General features: G+C 45.5%; 12 protein-coding genes. 8 read left to right on the forward strand and 4 right to left on the reverse strand.

Annotated features, from left to right (window positions below; all coding sequences use genetic code 11):
* Complete coding sequence (locus QUA40_RS07055) at positions 1 to 5,463, reverse strand: PAS domain S-box protein (protein ID WP_333123262.1); 5,463 nt, start codon at positions 5,461 to 5,463, stop codon at positions 1 to 3.
* A 1,480-nt stretch (positions 5,464 to 6,943) separates the two neighbouring features.
* The gene (locus QUA40_RS07060) at positions 6,944 to 7,309 is read right to left on the reverse strand and encodes a hypothetical protein (protein ID WP_333123265.1); all 366 of its coding nucleotides are present in this window, start codon (positions 7,307 to 7,309) and stop codon (positions 6,944 to 6,946) included.
* Positions 7,310 to 7,849: 540 nt separating this feature from the next.
* On the opposite strand from QUA40_RS07060, the gene QUA40_RS07065 reads away from it, so the two are divergent.
* The 4 genes from QUA40_RS07065 to QUA40_RS07080 all read left to right on the forward strand — a co-directional run bounded on the left by QUA40_RS07065 (position 7,850) and on the right by QUA40_RS07080 (position 13,836).
* Positions 7,850 to 9,214 carry a nitrate/sulfonate/bicarbonate ABC transporter ATP-binding protein gene (locus QUA40_RS07065; RefSeq protein ID WP_333123268.1) on the forward strand — a complete coding sequence of 455 codons (1,365 nt, stop codon included), beginning with the start codon at positions 7,850 to 7,852 and terminating at the stop codon, positions 9,212 to 9,214.
* A gap of 150 nt (positions 9,215 to 9,364) precedes the next feature.
* Positions 9,365 to 11,101, forward strand: a complete 1,737-nt coding sequence (locus QUA40_RS07070; RefSeq protein ID WP_333123270.1) for an ABC transporter permease subunit — start codon at positions 9,365 to 9,367, stop codon at positions 11,099 to 11,101.
* A gap of 194 nt (positions 11,102 to 11,295) precedes the next feature.
* Entirely contained in the window at positions 11,296 to 12,693 is a 1,398-nt protein-coding gene (mgtE, locus tag QUA40_RS07075) for a magnesium transporter (RefSeq protein WP_333123272.1), read from the forward strand.
* Positions 12,694 to 12,912: 219 nt separating this feature from the next.
* Positions 12,913 to 13,836: a hypothetical protein gene (locus QUA40_RS07080; protein ID WP_333123274.1), complete on the forward strand. Its 924-nt coding sequence runs from the start codon at positions 12,913 to 12,915 to the stop codon at positions 13,834 to 13,836.
* A gap of 346 nt (positions 13,837 to 14,182) precedes the next feature.
* Here the strand turns inward: QUA40_RS07080 and QUA40_RS07085 are convergent, their stop codons facing one another.
* Positions 14,183 to 14,701 carry a hypothetical protein gene (locus QUA40_RS07085; protein ID WP_333123277.1) on the reverse strand — a complete coding sequence of 173 codons (519 nt, stop codon included), beginning with the start codon at positions 14,699 to 14,701 and terminating at the stop codon, positions 14,183 to 14,185.
* Between the two features lie 20 nt (positions 14,702 to 14,721).
* A complete protein-coding gene (locus QUA40_RS07090; RefSeq protein WP_333123279.1) occupies positions 14,722 to 15,804 on the reverse strand; it encodes a ParM/StbA family protein in 1,083 nt (360 codons plus the stop codon).
* 323 nt (positions 15,805 to 16,127) lie between these two features.
* Between QUA40_RS07090 and ftsH2 the strand changes: the two genes are divergently transcribed.
* The 4 genes from ftsH2 to QUA40_RS07110 all read left to right on the forward strand — a co-directional run bounded on the left by ftsH2 (position 16,128) and on the right by QUA40_RS07110 (position 23,061).
* A complete protein-coding gene (ftsH2, locus tag QUA40_RS07095) occupies positions 16,128 to 18,014 on the forward strand; it encodes an ATP-dependent zinc metalloprotease FtsH2 (protein WP_333123282.1) in 1,887 nt (628 codons plus the stop codon).
* 212 nt (positions 18,015 to 18,226) lie between these two features.
* Entirely contained in the window at positions 18,227 to 18,589 is a 363-nt protein-coding gene (locus tag QUA40_RS07100; protein ID WP_333123284.1) for a hypothetical protein, read from the forward strand.
* 131 nt (positions 18,590 to 18,720) lie between these two features.
* Positions 18,721 to 20,010, forward strand: a complete 1,290-nt coding sequence (locus QUA40_RS07105; protein ID WP_333123286.1) for an aminopeptidase P N-terminal domain-containing protein — start codon at positions 18,721 to 18,723, stop codon at positions 20,008 to 20,010.
* 123 nt (positions 20,011 to 20,133) lie between these two features.
* On the forward strand, positions 20,134 to 23,061 hold the full coding sequence (locus tag QUA40_RS07110) for a PAS domain S-box protein (protein ID WP_333123288.1): 2,928 nt from the start codon (positions 20,134 to 20,136) through the stop codon (positions 23,059 to 23,061).
* Position 23,062: the final 1 nt, after the last annotated feature.

Raw genomic sequence — 23,062 nt, forward strand, 5'->3', positions numbered from 1 at the left:
TTAAAAATTACCTTTAATTACATTAAGAATTTGCTCAAATTGATACTGGTTGGCGAGTTCCGTCAGATGAGTACCGAATTGAGCGAGTTCTGAGGAAAGTTGAGCTACCAGTTCAACGATCGCAACATCATCCCCACATAAAGCAGCATCTTCCAACTGAACCAGCCATAATTTTGGTAATGTCGCCAGAAGCGTTGGATCGAGGGAATCTGAAACGGGAGAGGCAACAGAACAGAGGTAAGAAGGAAAACAATCTGTTCCCCGTTCCCCGTTCTCTGTTTCCTCTTCCTGATATACATATTCTAAACCCAAGTATTCCGCCATCTTGAGAAATAGGGTCTGTTCCCCGAAGGGTTTGCTGATGTAGTCGTTGCAGCCAGCAGCCAAGGCGAGAGCGCGATCGCTCTGGGAAGCTTGGGCCGTAAGTGCAATAATGATACTGTTCTGTCCGTCTTCCATTGCCCGAATTTGCTTCGTAGCTTCGTATCCATCTAACACGGGCATCCGAATGTCCATCCAGGTGAGGTCGGGTTGCCATTGTTGCCAAATCTGCACCGCTTCCTGTCCGTTGGTAGCTTCTTTTACTTCTAATCCTAATTGTGTCAGTAATCTGACCATTAGCAAGCGATTTTCTGCTTGATCGTCAACCACCAAAATGTGATGATCCCCTTGACCGGGAGCCAGCCCAATCACGAGGCGATTATTCTCTTCTGGTGTAACATTAACTCCACTGATGGGGCTGACGGGAAGGGTGAAGGTGAAGCTACTCCCCTCTCCCAGAGTGCTGCTGACAGAAATTTCTCCGCCCATGAGTTCCAACAATTTGCGGCTAATGGTTAGGCCTAGCCCAGTACCGCCGGTCGATCGCTTCCCAGCTTGAGCTTGCACAAACGCATCGAAGATGGTACTAAGCTCAGCCGATGCAATCCCTACACCTGTGTCAGCGACTACAAACTGGAGAATCGGCCGAGTTGTGGTTAATGTTCCTGTACCGTCCCCCTCAATGCTAACTTGCAAAGTAATGCTTCCCCGATCGGTAAATTTGATGGCATTACTCAGCAGATTGAGCAAAACCTGGCGCAGTTTTTGAGCATCGGCAAGCATAAATTGGGGAACTTCTGGCGCAATCTCGAAACAAAGGTCAAGTCTTTTAGAACTTGCTCGTTCCGCCAACATATTTCGGAGGGAATGCAGCAGGGCAATTAAGTCAAACCCGCTGTCTTCAACTGTGCAGTGTCCCGATTCAATTTTCGAGAGATCCAACACATCGTTAATCAAACTCAAGAGGTGATCGCCACTGCGACGAATTGTTTGCAGGTCTTCTTTTTGGTTGGGAGTTAGGGAGGGGTCATGGGTCATCACCTGGGCAAATCCTAGAATCACGTTGAGGGGAGTGCGTAATTCATGGCTCATATTGGCTAAAAAGGCACTTTTTGCCAAGTTTGCTGCTTCTGCGGCTTCCATTGCGTGCTGCAGTGCGAGTTCTTTTTGTTTGCGATCGCTGATGTCTTTGTGCGTTCCAATCATCCGTAAAGGCTTACCATCTTCATCGTAGGCAACGACTTTCCCGTAGTTAGCGATCCACTTCCACTCACCTGACTTGCAACGCACACGATAGTCAAAGGCATATTTGAGAGTGCTATCTTGCAAGTTACTATTGAGAGCCTCAAAAACCCAGAATTTATCATCAGGGTGAATCATCTGTTCCCAGACGTTGGCATCCATCACCAACTCACCTGGCTTGTAGCACAGCATCTCCTGGTAGTAGGAATTAATGTAAATTTCTCCCGTTTCAATTTTCCAATCCCATAGTCCATCTCCAGAGGCTTCTAGTGCCAGCATTAAGCGTTCCTCACTCCGTTGTAAAGCGGTTTCCGCTTGATGTTGTCGTGTCACATCGATCGCCACACCACCTACTAGCATTTGCCCAGATAAGTCGGGGATGAGAAATTTGTAAACCAGAAACTCACCCAGGCTTCCATCTCGACGGGACGCAATCTCAATCGTTTCAATTAGCTCGTGGGTTTGAGCAACCATTTGGATATTGTCTAGAAATTGTTGGGCGATAGCGGCGGGGTAAAGTTCAAAAATGGATTTTCCAATCACATCGTCAGTGGGTAAATCGAAGGTATTGAGATAAGTCTGGCTGGCATAGAGCATCACGCCATCTCGATCGGTAATCCAGGCAGAGGCAGGGCTGTGATTCATGAAGGCTTGGAAGCGAGTTTCACTCTCTCGGAGTGCCTGTTCTGCTTGTTGGCGTTCTGCTTCAAGGCATTTGCGTTCGGTGATATCCCGGCAGATACAGAAGTTCATCATTTCCCCTTCTAATTCTACCCGATTCCAGCTAATTTCCACATCATAGACGGAACCATCTTTGCGGCGATGTCGAGTCTGAAACAGAGGAATAATCTCGTCTCGGAGGATGAAAAGCTGTAGTTCTTCTTTTGTTAATTGAGCATCCCAATCAAAGACACTCTGATGCAGGGTTTCTTCTAGGCTGTAACCCAGCATCCGCCCAAAACTGGGGCTGGCTTCGACGACTTTTCCGAGGCGATTCATGACCACAACACCATCCATTGAAGTGTTGAAAAGTGTTTTAGTCCGCAGGAGTTCCTGTTCTAGGGCAAGTTCTGCTTTTTTGCGATCGCTAATATCTTTCATGAAGCAGTAATGCCCCAAAAATTGATGCTGTTCGTCGTAAGTTGAAATCATCACCACTTGTTTGTAAAAAACCGAACCATCTTGACGAACCCCTTTCGTTTCAACTTCAGCTCTGCCCTCTTTCACCATCAGCCAATAAGCTGCCACAACTTTTTCCAACTCATCGCGATCTACGGTCTTTTCCCAGGACATCCCCATCATTTCTTCTTGCTGATAGCCTGTCATGTCAGCATAAGCTTTATTAACATAGAGGTAACGCCCTTGTACATCCAGCTTGGAAATGCCGGACACCGCATTTTGCATCACCTCACTCATTTCTCTACGCTCTGCTTCTGCGTTTTTGCGATCGGTGATATCTTGGGAAAAACAAAGTAGGTAATGGGGCTGATGCTGCGCGTCGTAAATGGGAATCTTTACCGTATGCAGCCAACGTTTTCCCAGACAATGACTGTCAATGATTTCTTCAAGAATATCCTCAGTCTTACCTTTCTCAAAGGCTTCTCTATCCTTTTGGTCAAAAAAGATAGCCTGTTCTGTTGGAAAAAAATCATAGCCACTTTTGCCGATCGCTTCTTCGGCTGAGATGCCAAATAACAGTTCGCTGGTTTTATTCCAAAACTGAAATACGCCAAACCGTTCAGGCTGTGCGTCCTTAACAAAAACCGCCACCGGTAAATTATCTAGCAGTGCTTGTAAGAAATTGCGAGTTTTTTTAATTTCCTGCTCTACTTTTTTGCGTTTACTAACATCAATAAACGTAACTACAACTTGTGTAATTTGACCGTTTTGATCGAACTCCGGGTAGGCATTAACTAATACCCAAGTACAACTATCAATTTCTTTATTAATTCCTAAAACAAAATTTTTGAGGGAATTTCCAGTGGATAAAACCTGATTAACCGGATATTCCTCTAGGGGCATAACGCTGCCATCTTCCCGCACAAAATGCCAGGCCGGCGATATCGCGGTTTTTCCCAGCATTTGATCCATTGAAAGCCCTAGTAATTCACCGGCCGTTTCATTACATAATTGGATGCTTGTATCTATCCCATGAATCACAAAACCCGCATTTAAGTTATCGATCAATTGCCGATATCTCGCTTCGCTTACCTGTAAATCAACTTCAGCTTGCTTCCGCTCCGTAATGTCGGTGTGAGAGCCAGCCATCCGAATTACTTTACCTGCATCATCCCAAAGTGCCTGACCGCGATCCAACATCCATTTGTAGGAACCATCTTTGCAGCGAATGCGATGTTCTGTGATATAGAAAGGAGTTTTTTTGGCAAAATGGTCTTGAATGGCTTGCATCACCCATCCCAAATCATCGGGATGTACCCGATTAGCCCATTCGTCTACAAGGTTTTGGATTTCGTACTCTTCATAGCCCAGGATTTCCTTCGAGCGACTAGACAAGAATATCTCGTTGGTTTCAACATTCCAATCCCAAATGCCGTCATGATTCCCGCGTACAGACAGTTCCCAGCGTTCTTCACTTTGACGTAGTGCTGCTTCTGCTTGTTTGCGGTCAGCAATATTCCGGGCAATCTTTGAGGCTCCAATTATATTCCCTGCTTGGTCTTTAATGGGGGAGACACTCATGGAGACATCGATTAATGTTCCATCTTTCCTCAGCCTCTTTGTATCGTAGTGTTCGATGCGTTCTCCTCGCTGGATTTTTGTGAGAATTTCGTTTTCCTCATCTCGATAGTCTGCGGGAATCAGTTTTCTCCCTGATTGCCCTACTATTTCTGCCGCTGTATAGCCAAAAATTGTTTCTGCTCCTACATTCCAACTTGTAACTACACCCTCTAAATCTTTGCTGATAATGGCATCTTCCGAAGATTCAACGATCGCAGCTAGTCGGGCGATCGCAATTTCTGCCTGTTGTCGCTGGTGAATTTCCCATTGCAACTGGCGATTGGCTTTTTTGAATTTATCGACTTTGCAATAACTAACTTGTGCGAGATAGACGACCCACATAAGCAGCCAAACTAAAACTAAACCACCAATTAATACAACTCTAGCCCAATAAAACTTGACAGTTTCTACTAAATCTAAAGTTGGACCAACATCTATGCGCCAGTCTACACCATAGGCTTTCACTACAACTGTTTTCAGATCTGAAGATTGAGAAAAAATCTTTTGACCGTAGATCAAATCTGTGCCCGCATAGATAGCCACATGATACCCAGGGGCTACTTTTAAAATAGTTTCAAATAGAGTTTTAAACTGAAAAACTCCTACAATCAACCCATCAAATCTTTCCCCTACAAACAAAGGAAAACTTGCTATAAATCCTGGACCCCCTTGCACAAGTAAAATATTGCGACTTAAGATAGGTTGACGCAAATCACGAGCCACTTGCCAAGTGATTTTGTGACGCAGTTCTCCATTAAAATTTAGGTTTTGCGCTGCCTCATTCCCAGCCGGTGGCACAACCGATCGCACTTTAAATGATGGATCGACCAATTCGATCGCCTGATAACCGTAGAAATCCTTTACATAAGCCTCAGCATCGGCTTCCCAAAGAGCCTGTGGTGTACCGCCATTGGCTTCCCAGCGATTCGCCATTTGCCGAAGTGTCAGCACCCGAATTGATAATCCTTCGCTCAGTTGTGACTGAATCGCATTGGCTTGCTGCTGAATTAACTGCTCAATGTGAATTTGTCCGTTGATGGTTAGCTGTTGCCACGTAAATAAAACAGCAAGAGAAGCCACCACACCAAGCAAAAGAGGTAGCAATCGTTTAAGTGGTGTTTGGTCTAAACTTATAATTACTTTGCGTCGAGGGATTACCATAAATTAAGCGATAGATAAATAGAGGTGTCTTCAATTTTTTGGGCTATACTTGGGTAATTTAATGATGCAAGAAAACTAAGTATTGAGCCTGAAAACCAGTTAGCTATCAGGCACTCCCTAAACTTTATACCCCCTAAGTTGAGCTGTTAAATTCCATCGGTAAAGAAGGTTGTTCCTTAACCCCTAGCCCTTTAACTAGATTTATAGAGGGCGATGAGCCACCTCTGTTTAGATTGTAAATAGGTATTTTTTGCCAACATTGGCGACAAAACCAGTAGAGTTTGTGAGCGCAAACGTGACGCAGCATTTGATTCGAGCAGCAGGGGCAGTGTGTCATAAAGACCTATTTTTTAACTAAAGGGTATTTCACTCTTGTTGCAAAGTGCTGTAAGCTCGCTTGAAGCAACCATAACAAGACTCTAGAGAAAAAAAATAAAGATTTGGTAAAGAATAGAAAACGGTTAAGGAAAAGATACAAGTTTAAACATTGCGTAATAAAATTAAGATTGCAGATAATTTGTATCCCACAGTACGCACCTTGTAATGTCCCATCGGGTTTGTTATAATTCTACACTATTCAGATGCAGCTTTTGAGACCAATTCCTACATAAAATGGTTTTCGTGTTCCCTGTTCCTTGATTTCCTATGAGAGTCTAAATCCCAGCCCAACACATTGGCAGTTTGAACAGGAAGCATAGCTGGATCGATGGGATTCACTATCAGTGCTGGTAGGTGATATGGGAGCATCTCATATTTGTCAAAACACTTCTTCTGGCTCCTTCCTTCTGACTCTTTCCTTCTGACTCCTGCCTCAAAACTCCAATTTCTAGCTTGGCTGCTTTCATTGAGATGCTGCCGGTGATATTGACAGTTTTAATGAATTTTTGACTACAGCAACGTAATAATTTGTCACACTAATTGTTGCCCAAAACTTCTTTATATGTATAACCCGTGACGCTGAAGAAGAAAGGATTTACGTAGTTAACATTTCGCGGTTGATCGAGTCGCACGCCGTTCAACGGCACGGTATCCAATAGCGAGCCAGCGTCGTTATTGATGATAGCCGATCGCTGGGCAAAGCAATTGGGTGATCGAGTCGGCTTTGCGGTTTTGGCTGTGCCAGCTTTTTTGGGGCTGATATAGCAATCCTTCCAGGAGTCGTAAGTTTTTTACCCCACCCCAACCCTCCCCGAACCCGCTCGCTCGGGAGTAAGAAATTGACAAATGATTTAGGATTGGTATAGTGCTGTTGGTACTTCAGCAAATTTATCTAAATCCGCGCGATTTTGAAGCAGGAGCCTTAGAAATCAAAAAAGGGCTGCCGGGGCTGTTTTGGGTTTCTTTAGATACTTTAGGGTTGATTGGGGCTGGCTATGGGATTTTTCCTTCATTGCCTTTGACAAGACGCAAAAACGGATACAAGCCCCGGCTCCTGTGGTGGAGAGATAAAAATTTTAGACTCTTTTTCCAGCTCTCCGATTCATCTGTGGACTAAATCTAAAATCTCAAATCCTTCGACTGAGCGCTCACACCGAAGTCTCCAATCTCCAATCGACTGACTTCCACAGAAGTGCGATCGAATTTGACAGCTAGATTGATTCCTATATTTTACCCTTGGGTGATGGGGAGTGACGCGATCGCAGCCCGGATTTTTGAGAGGCAAGTTCGATCGCATCGGCATCTTAACCATGATGTTTGCAGTGATTTTTTCTTCACTGTTTGCCCCCTTGGTATTATTCAGAAATGGGCAGGGGGGATTGCTAGGAATGACTTTATGGGGTATAGGTATGGGAGTCCAGGAATCGATTTTGAAAGCAGCCGTAGCTTGACTCGTGCCTGCAGACAAAAAAGGTTCCGCCTATGGGATATTTAACACAGGCGATGGCTGATAGTGATTTCTGGGCAGTTGGGCGATGATAATTTTGTACCATCACTCAATTATTTTGCTGGTTGTATTTTCAGTTGCGATCCAACTCTCTACTCTTCCAGTCTTGTTGCGGGTAAAAAATCGATCGTCTGTCACAGAAAATTGACTGAATGCTCGGTAGTCATACCATTTTTGATTTTCGATTGAGAATGACGGACAACGGGAGCATCTCAATGAAAGCAGCCAAGCTAGAAATTGGAGTTAGGAGCCAAGAGCCAGGAGGAAAGAGTCAGAAGGAAGGAGCCAGAAGAAGTGTTTTTACAAATATGAGATGCTCCCACGGACTGCATCATGGTTTGGGCTTGCCTGCCGTTGCATTATTTTACAAAACAGGTATCAATTAGCCGTTATCACTTGTCAGTTGTCCAGAGTTTTTAACTAATGACTACTGACGGCGGATTACTGACTACGGACTACTGACTAAGAACTAAATTTAAACTCAACATAGGAGGTTTGATTGTGGTAGTTAAAACAACAACAGAGGGTCTCATTACCTTAGAACGAGTTAGCAAGTCTTACCAGCAGCCCAACGGTCAAAAAATCTCTATTTTAGAGCCAATTAATTTAGAGATACGAGCGGGCGAAATAGTAGCTCTACTCGGTCCTTCCGGTTCAGGAAAATCTACATTAATGCGGATAATTGCCGGACTTATCCCGCCCACCAACGGTCAAGTTCTCTACCACAATCGTCCTTTAGTCGGCTTAAATCCGGGAGTGGCAATTGTATTTCAAAACTTTGCCCTTTATCCCTGGCTGACGGTACTAGAAAATGTAGAATTAGGCTTAAAAGCTAAAGGAGAATTGCCCGAACTGCGCCTGCAAAAAGCCTTGCAGATGATTGACCTTATCGGTTTAGACGGATTTGAGAATGCTTATCCGAAAGAACTTTCTGGCGGGATGCGGCAGCGGGTGGGATTTGCTAGAGCTTTGGCGGTGGAACCCGAATTGCTTTGCATGGATGAACCGTTTTCAGCTTTAGACGTACTGACAGCAGAAAACTTGCGGTTTGAGTTATTAGATTTGTGGCTGGAAAAAAAGATTCCGACTCAAGCTGTGTTAATCGTAACTCACGGGATTGAGGAAGCGGTAATTTTAGCCGATCGCGTTATAGTCTTGGGCCGCAACCCGGGGCGAATTCGCGCCGAATTGACGGTGACTTTGCCGCACTACCGCGATCGCAAAACTGCCGAATTCCAAGGTCTCGTAGACCAAGTTTACAAAATTCTCACCAATCCCGACTTGAGCTACGAAACCGTGACTACACCGGCTGAAAGTGTCGCTACTGTGTCTCAACCTCAACCCCCTCAAAGCGCTAAATACCAATCTCTGCCGCAGGTGCGAACTGGTGCGATCGCAGGTCTGTTGGAACTCTTGGAAGACCGCAAGGAAAAAGACCTATACCGCCTCGGTCAAGAATTAATGTTAGAGGTTGACGACATTTTGCCGATCGTGGAAGCAGCAAAATTAATGGAATTTCTGGTAATTCAAGAAGGCGACCTCCTTTTAACTCCAGTTGGTATTCAGTTCATTGCCGGCGGAATTGACCAGCGCAAACAAGTTGTTCGTACCCAAATTCTCAACAATATTCGCCTGGTACAGCAAATTTCTCGAATGCTTCAGGCCAAGCGCAATCACCGCATTTCTGAAGAGTTGATTTTGGATATTCTAGAAGCCCACTTTAGCCCCCAAGAAGCAATGCGGCAATTGAAAACTGCTATTGACTGGGGTCGCTATGCAGAGTTATACAGTTACGATGAACCGGGCGGCGAAATCTTCTTAGAATCTGAAGTCAGTAGTCAGTGGTCAGTAGTCAGTAGTCAGTAGTCATTAGTCCGCCGTCATCAGTAATTAGTTATTAGTTATTTACTAGCAAGGAGCAATTAACAATTACCGATGTCCTAGCCCTCCGCTCCTTCAAATTCTAACTTCCCAATTTCCAATTACCTTTTTCCCAATTACCAATAACTACTTCGTATGACAAGACCCCTAACACCGGCCAATAAAACTTTAGAAAGATCCGCTTGGACTTGGCAAGACGGCTTGCTGATTCTAGCAATCTTCTCTCTAATTTGGGCAATTGTCCAAACAGCTTCTCAATTCACCAGTGACTACAACCCAAATTTCAAAATTGAGACTACCCTAAATGTCTTGCCAGCATATACAGCCCAGAGTCTCTTACGCATGGTAGCCGCCTATTTTTTATCGCTGCTGTTTACCCTAGTTTATGCTTATTCTGCTTACCGTTTTCCCCTGGCTGCGAAAATTTTAATTCCCTTGTTAGACATTTTGCAGTCGATTCCAGTTTTATCCTTTTTGCCCGGAGTTGTTTTAGCTCTAGTTACTTTATTTCCCGGTCAAAGAATCGGCGTAGAACTCGCATCGATCATCTTAATATTTACTGGGATGACTTGGAATATGACCTTTAGTTTTTATCAGTCGCTTTCCGGCATTCCGCAAGAACTTAAGGAAGCTGCTCAAGTTTATCGGCTCAATGCTTGGCAGCAGTTTTGGACGTTAGAATTGCCTGCTGGTGCGATCGGACTGGTGTGGAACAGCGTCATGTCAGTGGCGGGCGGCTGGTTCTTTTTGATTGCGATCGAATCTTTTACCTTGGGTGAAAAAAATTTTAATTTACCCGGACTCGGTTCCTATTTGGGCAAGGCAGCCAATGAAGGCAATTTTGGGGCTATCGGCTGGGGTTTAGCAGTATTAATTGGTGTGATTATAGCCATAGACTTTTTCATCTGGCAGCCTTTGATTGCTTGGGTGGAAAAGTTTAAATATCAAGCCGTGGAAGCTACCAACGTACCGCAGTCAAAGGTATTAGATTTTTTAAGGCGCTCGGCGACGCTGCGGGTGTTGAAGTCGCGGATTTCGCCCGTCGGCGACAGTTTCGATCGCCATGTGGCAAAAGGTTTTGCACCTGCTAACTTACCAACAAGTCCTCGCCAACAAAGCCGCATCGGAAATTGGATAAATTGGCTGTTTGTCAGTGGGTTTGCCCTCATTGTACTTTGGGGAACTTGGGAAGCGGTGCTGCTGCTGCGGTTGTTGAGTTTGTCTGACTGGCAAAAAGTCATGGGAGGTGCATTTTTCACAGCTTTGCGAGTCATTTGCGCGCTATTTCTATCGCTGTTATGGACTGTGCCCGTCGGAGTGGCGATCGGTCGAAATCCGCGTTTAGCTCAGATTTTGCAGCCATTAGTACAAATAGCCGCTTCTGTACCCGCAACGGCTTTATTTCCCGTATTGCTGCTAGCTTTAATTCACGCTGGAGGCGGCTTGCAAATTGGTTCTGTAGCGCTGATGATGTTGGGTACAATGTGGTATTTGCTCTTTAATGTTATTGCGGGCGCTCAAGCCATACCTTCGGAGTTATTTGAAGCCGCGCAAGTTTACAAACTTTCCCTGGTTCAGCGCTGGAAAACTTTAATCATACCCGGCATTTTTCCTTATTTAATCACAGGAATTATTACGGCAGTTGGCGGTGCTTGGAATGCGAGTATTGTCAGCGAATACGTGCAGTTTAAAGGTGAAATAATTACCACAAGCGGTTTGGGGGAGACGATTTCTCAGGCGACGGCATCTGGAAATTTTCCCTTGCTTTTGGCTGCTACTTCTGTGATGTCGCTGTTGGTTGTATTGACTAACCGTTTGGTGTGGCGGCGACTTTACCGTTTGGCGGAAGAAAAATATCAATTGTTGGTTTAAGTAAATCAATATAAAAAACATCATACCAAAAAACCAGGTTTCGAGAATAGATATTCCTTTGGGTGGTGAAGCCTCCACAAAGAAACTGTGTTGCTAACCCCGCCCGTATAAATCGTATAACTGCAACCAGTGGCGTCAATAGGCTCTAAACTAGATTCAGAAAGGCGCGCAGCACAGGTTTAGGAGGGTCATCAGTGACAGAAAGCAATTATCAATCCTCTTCGTTACCCACCTACGCGCGAAAAGAACTGCGGGAATTAGTTCGATCGCAGTTAAAGGCTTTGTTGGAAGAAGGAGACTTTAAAGGGGCAAAAGCGATTTTGCACCCGGTGCAGGAAGCAGACATAGCTGAAGCTATCGAAGGCCTGCCAGAAACCATGCAAGTAATAGCTTTCCGCTTGCTTTCCAAAGACGAAGCGATCGCAGTTTACGAATATCTCGACTCCAGCGTTCAGCAGTCCCTCTGCGAAAAATTCAAACGCCAAGAAGTCATTGACATTGTAGACAAAATGTCCCCGGACGATCGAGCTAGACTCTTTGACGAACTGCCGGCAATATTAGTCCGTCGCCTGTTGGGTGAATTGAGCCCGACGGAACGGGAAGCTACGGCTCAACTGTTGGGTTACGAAGCCAGTACCGCCGGTCGGATCATGACCCCCGAATACATTTCTCTCAAAGAAAGCTTTACCGTCGCCCAAGCTTTAGACCGAATTCGCTCTTTGGCTAGAACTACCGAAACAATTTATTCTCTTTACGTCACCGACGCCGGACGCAGCTTGACAGGTATTTTATCCTTGCGGGATTTAGTCACTTCGCCCCTCGACAAAACTGTCGGCGAAATTATGACCCGCGACGTAGTTTCTGTTCAAACAGGAACGGATCAAGAAGAAGTAGCTAGGCTGATCCAGCGTTACGATTTTTTAGCTGTGCCCGTTGTAGACCGCGAACAGCGCCTGGTTGGGATTATTACAGTTGACGACGCGATCGACATTTTAGAACAAGAAGCCGCCAAAGATATTTATACCTTGGGCGGCGTCCAGTCCGGCGGCGACAATTATTTTCAGACCGATTTAATCACCGTTGCCCGGAAAAGGGTCGTGTGGCTGTTTGTTCTGCTTTTAACTAATACTGTCACCGGTGCAATTATTCGAGCTCAAGAAGATATTTTGCATCAAGTAGTCGCCCTAGCAGCCTTTATTCCCCTGCTGACTGGCACTGGAGGCAATGTCGGAGCTCAGTCCTCAACAGTTGTAATTCGCGGTTTGAACACTGACGAAATTACAGCAATGGGCCCCTTTCAAGTAATTGTTCGTGAGGGGATGGCGGGAGCGCTGCTAGGAGCTATATTGGGGACTGTAGCGACAGTCTGGGCTTACACTCTGCAAGGGAGTTTAGCCGTGGCACTCGCCGTGGGAGTGAGTTTGTTTGCGATCGCAATTTTAGCTTCTATAGCCGGTTCAGCTCTGCCGTTTCTATTTCGTTCTTTGGGTTTAGACCCCGCCTTAATGTCTGCTCCTTTTATTACCACCGCAGTTGATGTCCTCGGGGTCTTGATTTATTTCACTTTAGCTCGACTAATTTTGCAGCTTTAATATATTTAATTAGATGGCTGTCAATCAAAAACTTAATCTGTTTTTCACCACTGCTCAATTCTGGGTCTGGGTGCGATCGCACTTTATTTTTTATTTTTACCCGCATCCTTGCACCAGTAAAAAAAGAATGCAACTATAGGCCCGTGATCCAAACTACGAGCTTCATCAGTCATTCCACATCTAAAATCTAAAATCTAAAATCTAAAATGGTATTAGCCTATGTCATCCTCCAATTCACCAACCAAAATTCAAAATCCCAAGTCGAGCAATTTGTTAGAAACTGCTGAAGTGGTTTTTCTTGGTGCCTCTGCTGTGGGATTGGCTGTTAGTTTGGTTTGGGGGCAGAGCGTTTATGCTCAAGTGCCTGTAGTGATTTCGTTGGTGTTAAATTTTGTGAATCGGCAGAAGTTGCACGGGCAAGTTAAAGCAAGTACGGCGGCAACGTTCGATCGGGTAAATCAACAAGCAGCTACTACCGATCGCGCGATCGAGGAATTGCAAATGGCTGTAAAGGCTTTAGATGAAGCTCTTGCTCAAACATCTTGCGAAAATCTCAATGTCGGGCCTGGAGAAAACGTACACTCTCTAATTTCAGCAATTGAGAACCTGCGCCAGCGACTAATAATTTTAGAAAAAACTATTAAAATGATTCAAAGCGAGATCGAACTCACCAGCCGCCAATTCAAACAGCGGCCCGAGTTGCAACAAGTCGAAACTTTGACCACAATAATTCTGGACTTGCAGCAGTTTATCAACGAACTGCCACAGTGGGGCAATTTGCAGCAGCGGCAGCTAACAGAACTTCAGCAAAAAGTAGACAATGCTTTGGCTGAACTCTCAGAAGAAATTGCTGTCATTCCCAACCGCGTGCAAGAGGCGCTAGCTAGTCGCGGTGGGGAAATTAACCCACAGTTTGGTTCTGGTTTGAATGCCGATCAAAAGAATGGTTATCGACCTAAAACCCAGAATGAGAAAATTCGCCAGAAATATCCCAGAGCTTATGTCAAGTGGAGTCAGGATGAAGACGAAAATTTGAAGAAAGAATATGCAAGCGGTCAACAAATTGACGAATTAGCTCAGAGATTTCAGCGACAGCCTAGTGCCATTCGTTCGCGCTTACAAAAATTAGGATTAATCGAATAATGGTAATTTGTAACCACAGAAAACAGACCACAGTCAACAGTCAACTGACAACTGACAACTGACAAATAATATCAAATCTGTTAGCATCCGAATGATTCAGATATCTCTTCTCGACAAGCGCGTGAATCAGCGTCAATCCTTGTCATCTGCGGTTAATAAATTCTCTTTTTTTAACCGCAGATGAGGGCAGATGCAACACAGATTAACGCAGATGAATTGATATAACAAAGCGATCGCCCTTTTTTTTCAAAAGAGCGATCGCTTTGTTTCTGTATTCAGTACCGGCTGCCAACAGCGGGCCACTAACATTACATCTCAAGGCTTTTTAGCCTGGGTCTACCTCATTTTAGAAATCTTGGGGTAACAAAGAACTTAAACGCTCCAACAAAGGATCGGAATTCCGAGGAGGAGCAACCTCAGCATCTGACACTAAATTATCATCCGCCACAGACTCAGACTCAATGGGGCCTGGCTCTACTACTTTTGAAACTTGGGCAAAAGAAACTTGAGCAAACTTACTGTTAACACTCCCCTGCAATTGATCCAACTGCGCGCTGAGTTGACTCAGGTGATGTTCCAGTCCCTCCAAACGGCTTAATTCCTCTGCCGAAACATTGTGCTCAAACTCAGCAAATTTGACCACAAGTTCAGCAATACGCTGTTCCAACCGCTGAAAGCTCTGTGTAGAGCTAGCAGACTCAGATACAGACAAAAACTGCCACAAAGCTTGCTTGCAGAGATTGCTGAAAGTCTGATACTTGGTGAAAGCCAACTCTTTTTCAATAGCGGCCAGCAAAGTTTGATCCGCAGCATCTTCCGTAAACGCCACCGAGAAATTCGCCTTATTTTTTGCCCACAGTGCCATAGGGTTCAAGCCTTAATGCGTTACTTAATCGTGGCTAGCTGAGCCTCAGCATAAATAAACTGTCCCAAAGCATTAGCTTTCCGGGAAGGCTGAGCCAAGTGAGCCTTAAGATTGGCGTCTTTAAGCAAAGGTTGCAACACCTCCCAGAAAAACTCGCCGCCCCCGCCAGTCAGAACCACATCCGTCACACGTTCCGGCAGCCACTGCACCAAACGTTCGGACAGTTCGTTAGCGAAAGCCTCTCGCAAATCCTTAATAATCGGATCTAAATTAGTCGGCTTAGTCGCTCCTCTGGGACGGTAAAAACGCTGGCCCTCGGGTTTATTCACCGCTTCCAGTAAAGACAGAGATTGAGGGTCTGCTCCCGGAATCTTTGAGGCCACTTGTTCGTAGAACTTGTTCATTGCGAAGGAATCGCTCTTAGAAGCCGCCCGGGCGAACCGGAAACGATCGACCATTAACAAATCGGTAGTTTGGTGTCCGATATCCACAACAGCCACCGACAGTTCAGGCAACTCCGGCGTAAACTCCTTGTTATCTTGAGCCTCGCACCAAATCAGGCTGCCGAACCCTTCGGGCATCACCCAAACGTGACTGATATTAATATCCACACGCTCGCCCCGGTACACCACAACGTGGGGAGAGCGAAGTTGGCTGATAATCTCTTCCTTTTCCTTCTCAAACTGATCCTGCGAATAAAACGGCAAACCCAGCACAACTGCTACGTCGCCCTTCATCTGGAAATATCCAGCACAGGAAAAGACCTTAACCAAAGCATCTACTACTTTCGACTGGTCAGCGCCACCGAGATTAGCGCCAAAATCTGCAGCCAATTGCCCGATCGCGTACCCCTTGCCCTGGTACTCCAGCCACATATCCAACAGAGGGTCTGTTGCTTTCGACTCAAAGCTGCCACCCCGAACCTTTTCCACGGGCATAGTAGCCACGTTGGCAGGGATGAAAACAACGCTACTCGGGTTGCGACTCACGCAAGCTTTAGTTGCCGTCCGACCCAAATCTGCACTAATAATCGATTTGTTAGAAGCGACTTTAGTCTGCTGGGTCAGCATAGCCGAATTAGGAACAAGCTGTCTAGTTGTCATTGAAATGTGTTACCTCACTGAGCCTCACCATTATCATGCCTTATCCCTTGACACTGCCACGCTTAAAGACAGTGGGTGAAAGTGGCGATTCTTCTAACTCTACCTAGATCGGTATCGAAATCAGCACCAAACATTATATTCGGGACGATCGCCCTTACAGTAACTAACCTAACTTTTTCTGGAGCCATCGCCCTCAAAGCTCTGTTGCCTGAGAGTGCATTGTTAAGTTAAATTTAGTTAAGATTCTGAGTGTAAACTTTTGTCGCACTTCTCCGACACCGCGATCTTACCCGATCTGTCCCCAATTCAAGGCATCCGCATTTATGAAAATTTCTTGGCGAACTATACTACTTTGGACTTTACCCGCCTTAGTCATCGGCTTTTTCTTGTGGCAGGGGGCCTTTGCCCCATCCCCCGCTGAAATGAGCAAGAACACCGCCAGCACCCGCCTGAGCTACGGTCGATTCTTAGATTACTTAAACGCCGGTCGAGTGACCAGCGTTGACCTTTACGACGGAGGTCGGACGGCTATTGTCCTAGCAGTCGATCCCGAACTGGACAATCACGAGCAGCGGTGGCGGGTGGACTTGCCCTCAAATGCCCCGGAACTGGTTTCTAGGTTGAGAGACTCCAAAATCAGCTTCGACACTCACCCACTACGCAACGACGGTGCTGTCTGGGGACTTTTAGGCAATCTAGTATTTCCCCTGTTGTTAGTAGGAGGGCTGTTTTTCCTCTTCCGCCGCGGTGGCAACGTTCCCGGCGGCCCGGGCCAAGCGATGAATTTTGGCAAATCCAAAGCTCGCTTTCAAATGGAAGCTAAAACAGGCGTACTGTTCGACGACGTAGCAGGCGTTGAGGAAGCCAAAGAAGAACTTCAAGAAGTGGTGACATTCCTCAAAAAACCCGAACGCTTTACCGCAGTCGGGGCAAAGATTCCCAAAGGCGTACTGCTAGTGGGCCCTCCCGGAACCGGTAAAACCATGTTGGCAAAAGCGATCGCAGGCGAAGCCGGCGTGCCTTTCTTCAGCATCTCTGGTTCGGAATTTGTCGAAATGTTCGTCGGTGTCGGCGCTTCCCGCGTCCGCGACTTGTTCAAGAAAGCTAAAGAAAATGCTCCTTGCATCATCTTCATCGATGAAATCGATGCAGTCGGTCGCCAACGCGGCGCCGGTATCGGCGGCGGTAACGACGAACGGGAACAAACCCTGAACCAGTTGCTGACCGAAATGGACGGTTTTGAGGGCAATACTGGCATTATCATCATTGCTGCCACGAACCGCCCCGATGTGCTTGACTCAGCGTTGCTGCGTCCGGGACGTTTTGACCGCCAAGTTAGCGTAGATACGCCGGATATTAAAGGCCGCTTGGAAATTTTGGAAGTTCACGCGCGCAACAAAAAGCTGTCTGCGGAGATTTCTTTGGACGCCATCGCCCGCCGCACTCCGGGTTTTACGGGCGCTGATTTGGCTAACTTGCTCAACGAAGCTGCTATTTTAACAGCGAGACGCCGCAAAGAAGCGATTACGATGCTGGAAATTGACGATGCAGTTGATCGCGTGGTAGCAGGTATGGAAGGCACTCCCTTGGTGGACAGCAAGAGCAAGCGTTTGATTGCTTACCACGAAATCGGCCACGCGATCGTCGGTACAATCATTCAAGCCCACGATCCAGTTCAAAAAGTTACCTTAGTTCCTCGCGGACAGGCCCGCGGCTTGACTTGGTTCATGCCCAGCGAAGACCAAGGTTTGATTTCTCGATCGCAAATTTTAGCGCGGATTAGCGGTGCTTTGGGTGGCCGCGCAGCCGAAGAAGTAGTTTTCGGCGATGCCGAAGTTACCACCGGTGCCGGCAACGACTTGCAGCAAGTAAGCGGTATGGCGCGCCAAATGGTGACTCGCTATGGGATGTCTACCTTGGGCCCGATCGCCCTGGAAGCTCAGCAAAGCGAAATTTTCCTCGGCCGCGACTACACAGCGCGATCGGAATATTCCGAAGAAATAGCCTCTCGGATTGACGGACAAGTTCGATCGATTGTCGATCACTGCTACGACGACGCCCGCCGAATTATTCGCGAAAATCGCACCGTGATCGATCGCTTAGTCGATTTGTTGATCGAAAAAGAAACCATCGACGGCGAAGAATTCCGGCAAATTGTCGCCGAATACACTTTTGTTCCGGAAAAAGAACAATACGTTCCTCAGCTTTAAAAAGTCAGGGCGAATAAAATTCGCTTCTACACAAACAAAGTCCGCCTGCGCGGACTGAAGAAATTCAACCCGCGCAGGCGGGTTTTGTCTGTGTAGCAGCGGTTTCAACCGCCGAGTTAATTTTTGCAAGAGCAACAGCAGATGAACGCAAATTAACGCAGATGAAAACAAGATTTGCGATACATACAACAAAGAATTTGTCAAGATTTTTCATGGCAGCTTTGATTTTTATTTCCGTCAATACTTTGAGCGCCCGCGCCGAAAAATTAAGATGTTTTGTAGATATTTGCATTGACTCCAGCAGCGTTGAATTAAGCAAATCCGATATCCCCGGTGCTCCATCTTATCCAGTCAGAACTATTTTAGGAACTCAACTGTTTAGTAACGAGAAATTGTTGGCGCAAATGGAAGTTGACTGCAAACAAGGACAGTTTAGAACTGTCAGAGTTAGCCAAGATGGCGAAAATTGGTCGAATTTCGATCCGAGATGGACTTTAGTCGATCGCAACTCTTCTTTGTATCGGGTGGTTGACTATACTTGTAAATTGGCGCTCGCAGAACAAGAGAATAAATAAGTAGACTAAGAAAAAAAACAGATCACCTATATCTTCAACCCTGGGCTTGCGGGTGCAAGTCTGACAAGCAGCGCTTGAAACCGCCTAATGTTAATATTAAATTCAATCTAAAATCTAAAATCTAAAATCGGATGACAAACCCCACCGAATACCGGCAAAGACGCGAACAGTTAATGGCAAAAATTGGCAGCGGGACGGCGATATTTCGCAGCGCGCCCGCTGCCGTCATGCACAATGATGTAGAATATGCCTACCGACAAGATAGCGATTTTTTCTACTTAACCGGTTTCAACGAAGCTGCGGCGGTAGCAGTGCTCGCGCCGCACCACGAAGAACACAAATTTGTCTTGTTTGTACAGCCAAAAGACTTGGAAAAAGAAACTTGGCACGGTTATCGCGCCGGAGTAGAAGGTGCTAAGGAATTGTACGGCGCGGATGAAGCTTTCCCCATCGCCGAACTTGCCGAAAAATTGCCGAAATATTTAGAAAAAGCCGATCGCATATACTATCACTTCGGGCGCGATCGTACTTTCAACCAAACAGTCCTCAATCACTGGCAGCGCTTGATGGCAACCTACCCGAAACGCGGCACCGGCCCGACAGCAATAGAAGATTCCAACATCATTTTACACCCGATGCGGCTGGTGAAAAGCGAAACTGAATTAGCATTAATGCGAAAAGCCGCTAATATCTCAGTTGCAGCGCACAACCGCGCCCAAGAATTCGCCAAACCGGGTAGGTACGAATATGAAATTCAAGCTGAAATAGAACATACTTTTGGCTTAAATGGCTGCACTCCCGCTTACCCTTCAATTGTTGCATCTGGTTACAATTCCTGCGTCCTCCACTACATCGAAAACAATCGGCAAATGCAGGAAAACGATTTGTTGCTAATAGATGCAGGTTGTGCTTGCGACTACTACAACGCTGATATTACTCGCACCTTTCCTGTTAGTGGCAAATTTACAGCCGAACAACAGATAATTTATGACTTAGTTTTGCAAGCACAATTGCAGGCAATTAGTCAAGTATTTCCCGGAAATCCTTACAGCAAAATTCACGAAACAGCAGTGCGCGTTTTGGTGGAAGGTTTAATGGATTTAAAACTTTTGGTGGGGGACATTGAAGAGATAATTAAAGAAGAGAAATACAAGCCATTTTATATGCACCGCACTGGTCATTGGCTGGGACTGGATGTGCACGATGTCGGTGTTTATCAGTACGGCGAAAATCCGCAACTTTTGCAGCCAGGACAAGTGCTGACTGTAGAACCGGGGATTTATATTTCTCCTTATATTAAACCCGTTGAAGGACAGCCGGAGGTTCCTGAAAAATGGCGCGGTATTGGCGTGAGAATTGAAGATGATGTTTTGGTGACAGTTGAAAGTCATGAAGTCTTGACGGCGGGAGTTCCTAAATAAAGGTAGAAGGCTTTGGGGCCAAGTCTAGAAAGATTGATTAATTAATTTGGCAGTGTAGGCTTGAGCTTTGTTAGTATTAACTTGAAAAAGCTCAAGTCCGCAACCGCCAAACCAAGAGCCATTATGTGTATTGATCCTACCAAGATCGATCGACCTCTCGAAACCTGCGAAGCATTAGTAGCAGAGCAAAAAGCAAAAATTTGGCAACTTGAAGAGGATTTGCTGCAGCAGAGAGAATTGTGCCAGAAATTAGAAGCACAACTCAAAGCAGTCGAGAATGCTGGCTTTTCGGGTTCGGCAACAGAAATTGATATCACCGATGACGATCGCATTGGGTTAATCGCATCTCGGAAAAAAAGCCAGGAAATGTACCGAATTCTCATCAAACATTATCCCAATGGCTTGGTGTTGTTGTTCGATCGCGATTTGCGCTATACTCTGGTTGACGGTCAAGGTTTGGCAGCAGTTGGTTTGTCTAAAGAACTGTTGGAAGGCAAAACCTTGTGGGAAGTATGCCCACCTGAAGATTGGCAACTTTTTGAGACTAAATATCGCGCGGCTTTGGCGGGAAAAGAGAATACTTTTGAATATAAATACAGCAATCGCGTTTATTCAATAACAGTTGCTCCCGTCAAAAATGACCGGGAAGAAATTTTTGCCGGAATGCTCGTTACTCAAGATATTACCGAAAAAAAACAGGCAGAAATAGCGCTAAAAGAAATCAAAAATCACCTAGAAATTAAATATCAAAAGCGCACTGAAGACTTGAAAACAGCTAACGAGCAATTGCAGGAAGAAATTCTCTCTCGCTGGCGCGCCGAAGAAGCTCTGCGGGAAAGCCAGGAACAGCTAGAATTGTTTTTCTCTCAATCTTTAGATGGCTTTTGCTTTATGATGCTGGACGAACCAGTGCACTGGGACGATACAGTTGACAAAGAAAAAGTCTTGGATTACATATTTGCTAATGGGCGGGTAACGAAGGCAAATGATGCTTTGATAGCTCAATACGGAGGTACTAGGGAAGAGTTTATTGGTCGGACGCTTTACTCTTTCTTATCGCACAACTTGACTGGCGGCAGAGAGATAATAAGACAATTTTTTGATGCTGGAAGAATTCACATCGAAAATGAGAATCGCAAGTTTGACGGGGTTCCATTTTGGGTAGAAGGCGACTATATTTGCATTTACGATTCCCACGGCAGAATCGTCGGGTATTTTGGCGTGCAGCGCGATATTAGCGATCGCAAAAAAGCAGAAGCAACCCTCAGAGATAGCGAAGAACGCTTTCGGGCAACCGTCGAACAAGCGGCAGTCGGCATTACCCACCCTGACCAAACAGGCCACTATTTGCGAGTCAATCAAAAATTCTGCGAAATAGTGGGATATAGTGCGAGCGAACTGCTGTCGCGAACTTGGATGGACGTTACTTACCCAGAAGATATAGATGCAGATTTAAAACAAAATAATAAATTATTTGCCGGGGAAATTGACAGTTTTAAAATGGAAAAACGCTTGCTGCACAAAGACGGCAGTGTAGTTTGGGTAAATATTACAGTATCGCTAATCAATGAACCGCTGAGCGGGGCAATTTACAATGTAGTAGTGACAGAAGATATTAACGATCGCAAAGAAACCGAAGCAGCGCTGAAAGAAAGCGAAGAAAGGTTCCGACAGCTAGCAGAAAACATTGAAAGCGTGTTTTGGATGGTAAACGTTCAGCCCCAGGAAATTATTTATATCAGTCCGGCTTACGAAAAGATTTGGGGCAGAAGCTGCGCTGATTTGTATGCTTACGGGCGCTTTTGTGCAGATTCCCTGCATCCAGAAGATCGCGAGCGGGTTATTGCTAATTTAACTAGAAAAATTGAGTCTGAAGACGAGATAGAATATCGAATTGTCAGACCGGACGGAAAAACCCGCTGGATTCGCGATCGGGCTTTTCCCATTAGAAATCAATCTGGTAAAGTTTACCGCATCGTGGGCATTGCAGTAGATATTACCGCACGCAAACACGCAGAAAAAACCATCCGCGAAAGTGAAGAACGCTTCCGCCAGTTAGCAGAAAATATCCAATATTCCGTCTGGCTAATGTCTGTGGAATTCACCGATTTATTGTATCTGAGTCCAGCTTACGAACAAATCTGGGGGCGCAGTCGCGAAGAATTGTATGCTGAGCCTTTAAAAATGATGGAGTGGGTGCATCCGGAAGATAAACTCCTGTTGGAAGAGGCAATGGGGCGAGTGTTGCAGGGCGAGTCCACCAGTACCGAATATCGGATTTTTTGGCCAGACGGCACAATTCGCTGGGTGTGCGATCGAGCTTTTCCCATTTACGGCGAATCGGGCAAAATTTACCGCATCGCGGGTATTGCCGAAGATATCAGCGAGCGCAAATTTACCGATGCCCGCATCCAAGCAGCACTCCGCGAAAAAGAAGTATTGATCAAAGAAATTCACCACCGAGTCAAAAATAATATGCAGATAATTTCCAGCCTGCTGCAACTTCAAGCTCAATACATTGAAGACGAACCGACGCTAGTTTTATTTGAGGAAAGTCAAACCCGCATCCATTCAATGGCTCTGATTCACGAACAACTTTATCAATCCGAAAATCTCGATCAGATCGACCTCTCTTCCTACGTCGAAAACTTGGTTGCTAATTTGTATCAATCTTTTGGTTGTGGCAATACTTCCATCCAATTTAATCTCAAAGTTGAACCCATTTATTTAAACATAGAAACTGCAATTCCGTGCGGTTTAATTATTAACGAACTCGTTTCTAATTCTTTAAAATATGCCTTTGTTCCAAGTTTAGAGGGTGAAATAACTATTGATTTTTATGAAACAAATGGCCACCAATTTCATTTAACTATTCAAGATAACGGTCGCGGATTTCCGGCGGGTTTTGACGTGGAAAATACTGAAACATTAGGATTGCGATTAGTGAGAATGTTGGCTTACCAATTAGATGCGAGTATTGCCATTGACAGTCTGTGTGGAACCTGCTACACTTTGATTTTCAAAGAGTTAAATTATCGGCAGCGCCTTTAAC

It is taken from the genome of Microcoleus sp. Pol11C3, from assembly GCF_036701485.1.
GTDB lineage: Bacteria > Cyanobacteriota > Cyanobacteriia > Cyanobacteriales > Microcoleaceae > Microcoleus.

What these genes read in the sequence shown, in the direction of transcription:
- QUA40_RS07055 (WP_333123262.1), bottom strand. Translation starts at nt 5,463, where the DNA reads ATGGTAATCCCTCGACGCAAAGTAATTATAAGTTTAGACCAAACACCA.
- QUA40_RS07070 (WP_333123270.1), top strand. Translation starts at nt 9,365, where the DNA reads ATGACAAGACCCCTAACACCGGCCAATAAAACTTTAGAAAGATCCGCT.
- QUA40_RS07080 (WP_333123274.1), top strand. Translation starts at nt 12,913, where the DNA reads ATGTCATCCTCCAATTCACCAACCAAAATTCAAAATCCCAAGTCGAGC.
- QUA40_RS07085 (WP_333123277.1), bottom strand. Translation starts at nt 14,701, where the DNA reads ATGGCACTGTGGGCAAAAAATAAGGCGAATTTCTCGGTGGCGTTTACG.
- QUA40_RS07090 (WP_333123279.1), bottom strand. Translation starts at nt 15,804, where the DNA reads ATGACAACTAGACAGCTTGTTCCTAATTCGGCTATGCTGACCCAGCAG.
- ftsH2 (WP_333123282.1), top strand. Translation starts at nt 16,128, where the DNA reads ATGAAAATTTCTTGGCGAACTATACTACTTTGGACTTTACCCGCCTTA.
- QUA40_RS07100 (WP_333123284.1), top strand. Translation starts at nt 18,227, where the DNA reads ATGGCAGCTTTGATTTTTATTTCCGTCAATACTTTGAGCGCCCGCGCC.
- QUA40_RS07105 (WP_333123286.1), top strand. Translation starts at nt 18,721, where the DNA reads ATGACAAACCCCACCGAATACCGGCAAAGACGCGAACAGTTAATGGCA.
- QUA40_RS07110 (WP_333123288.1), top strand. Translation starts at nt 20,134, where the DNA reads ATGTGTATTGATCCTACCAAGATCGATCGACCTCTCGAAACCTGCGAA.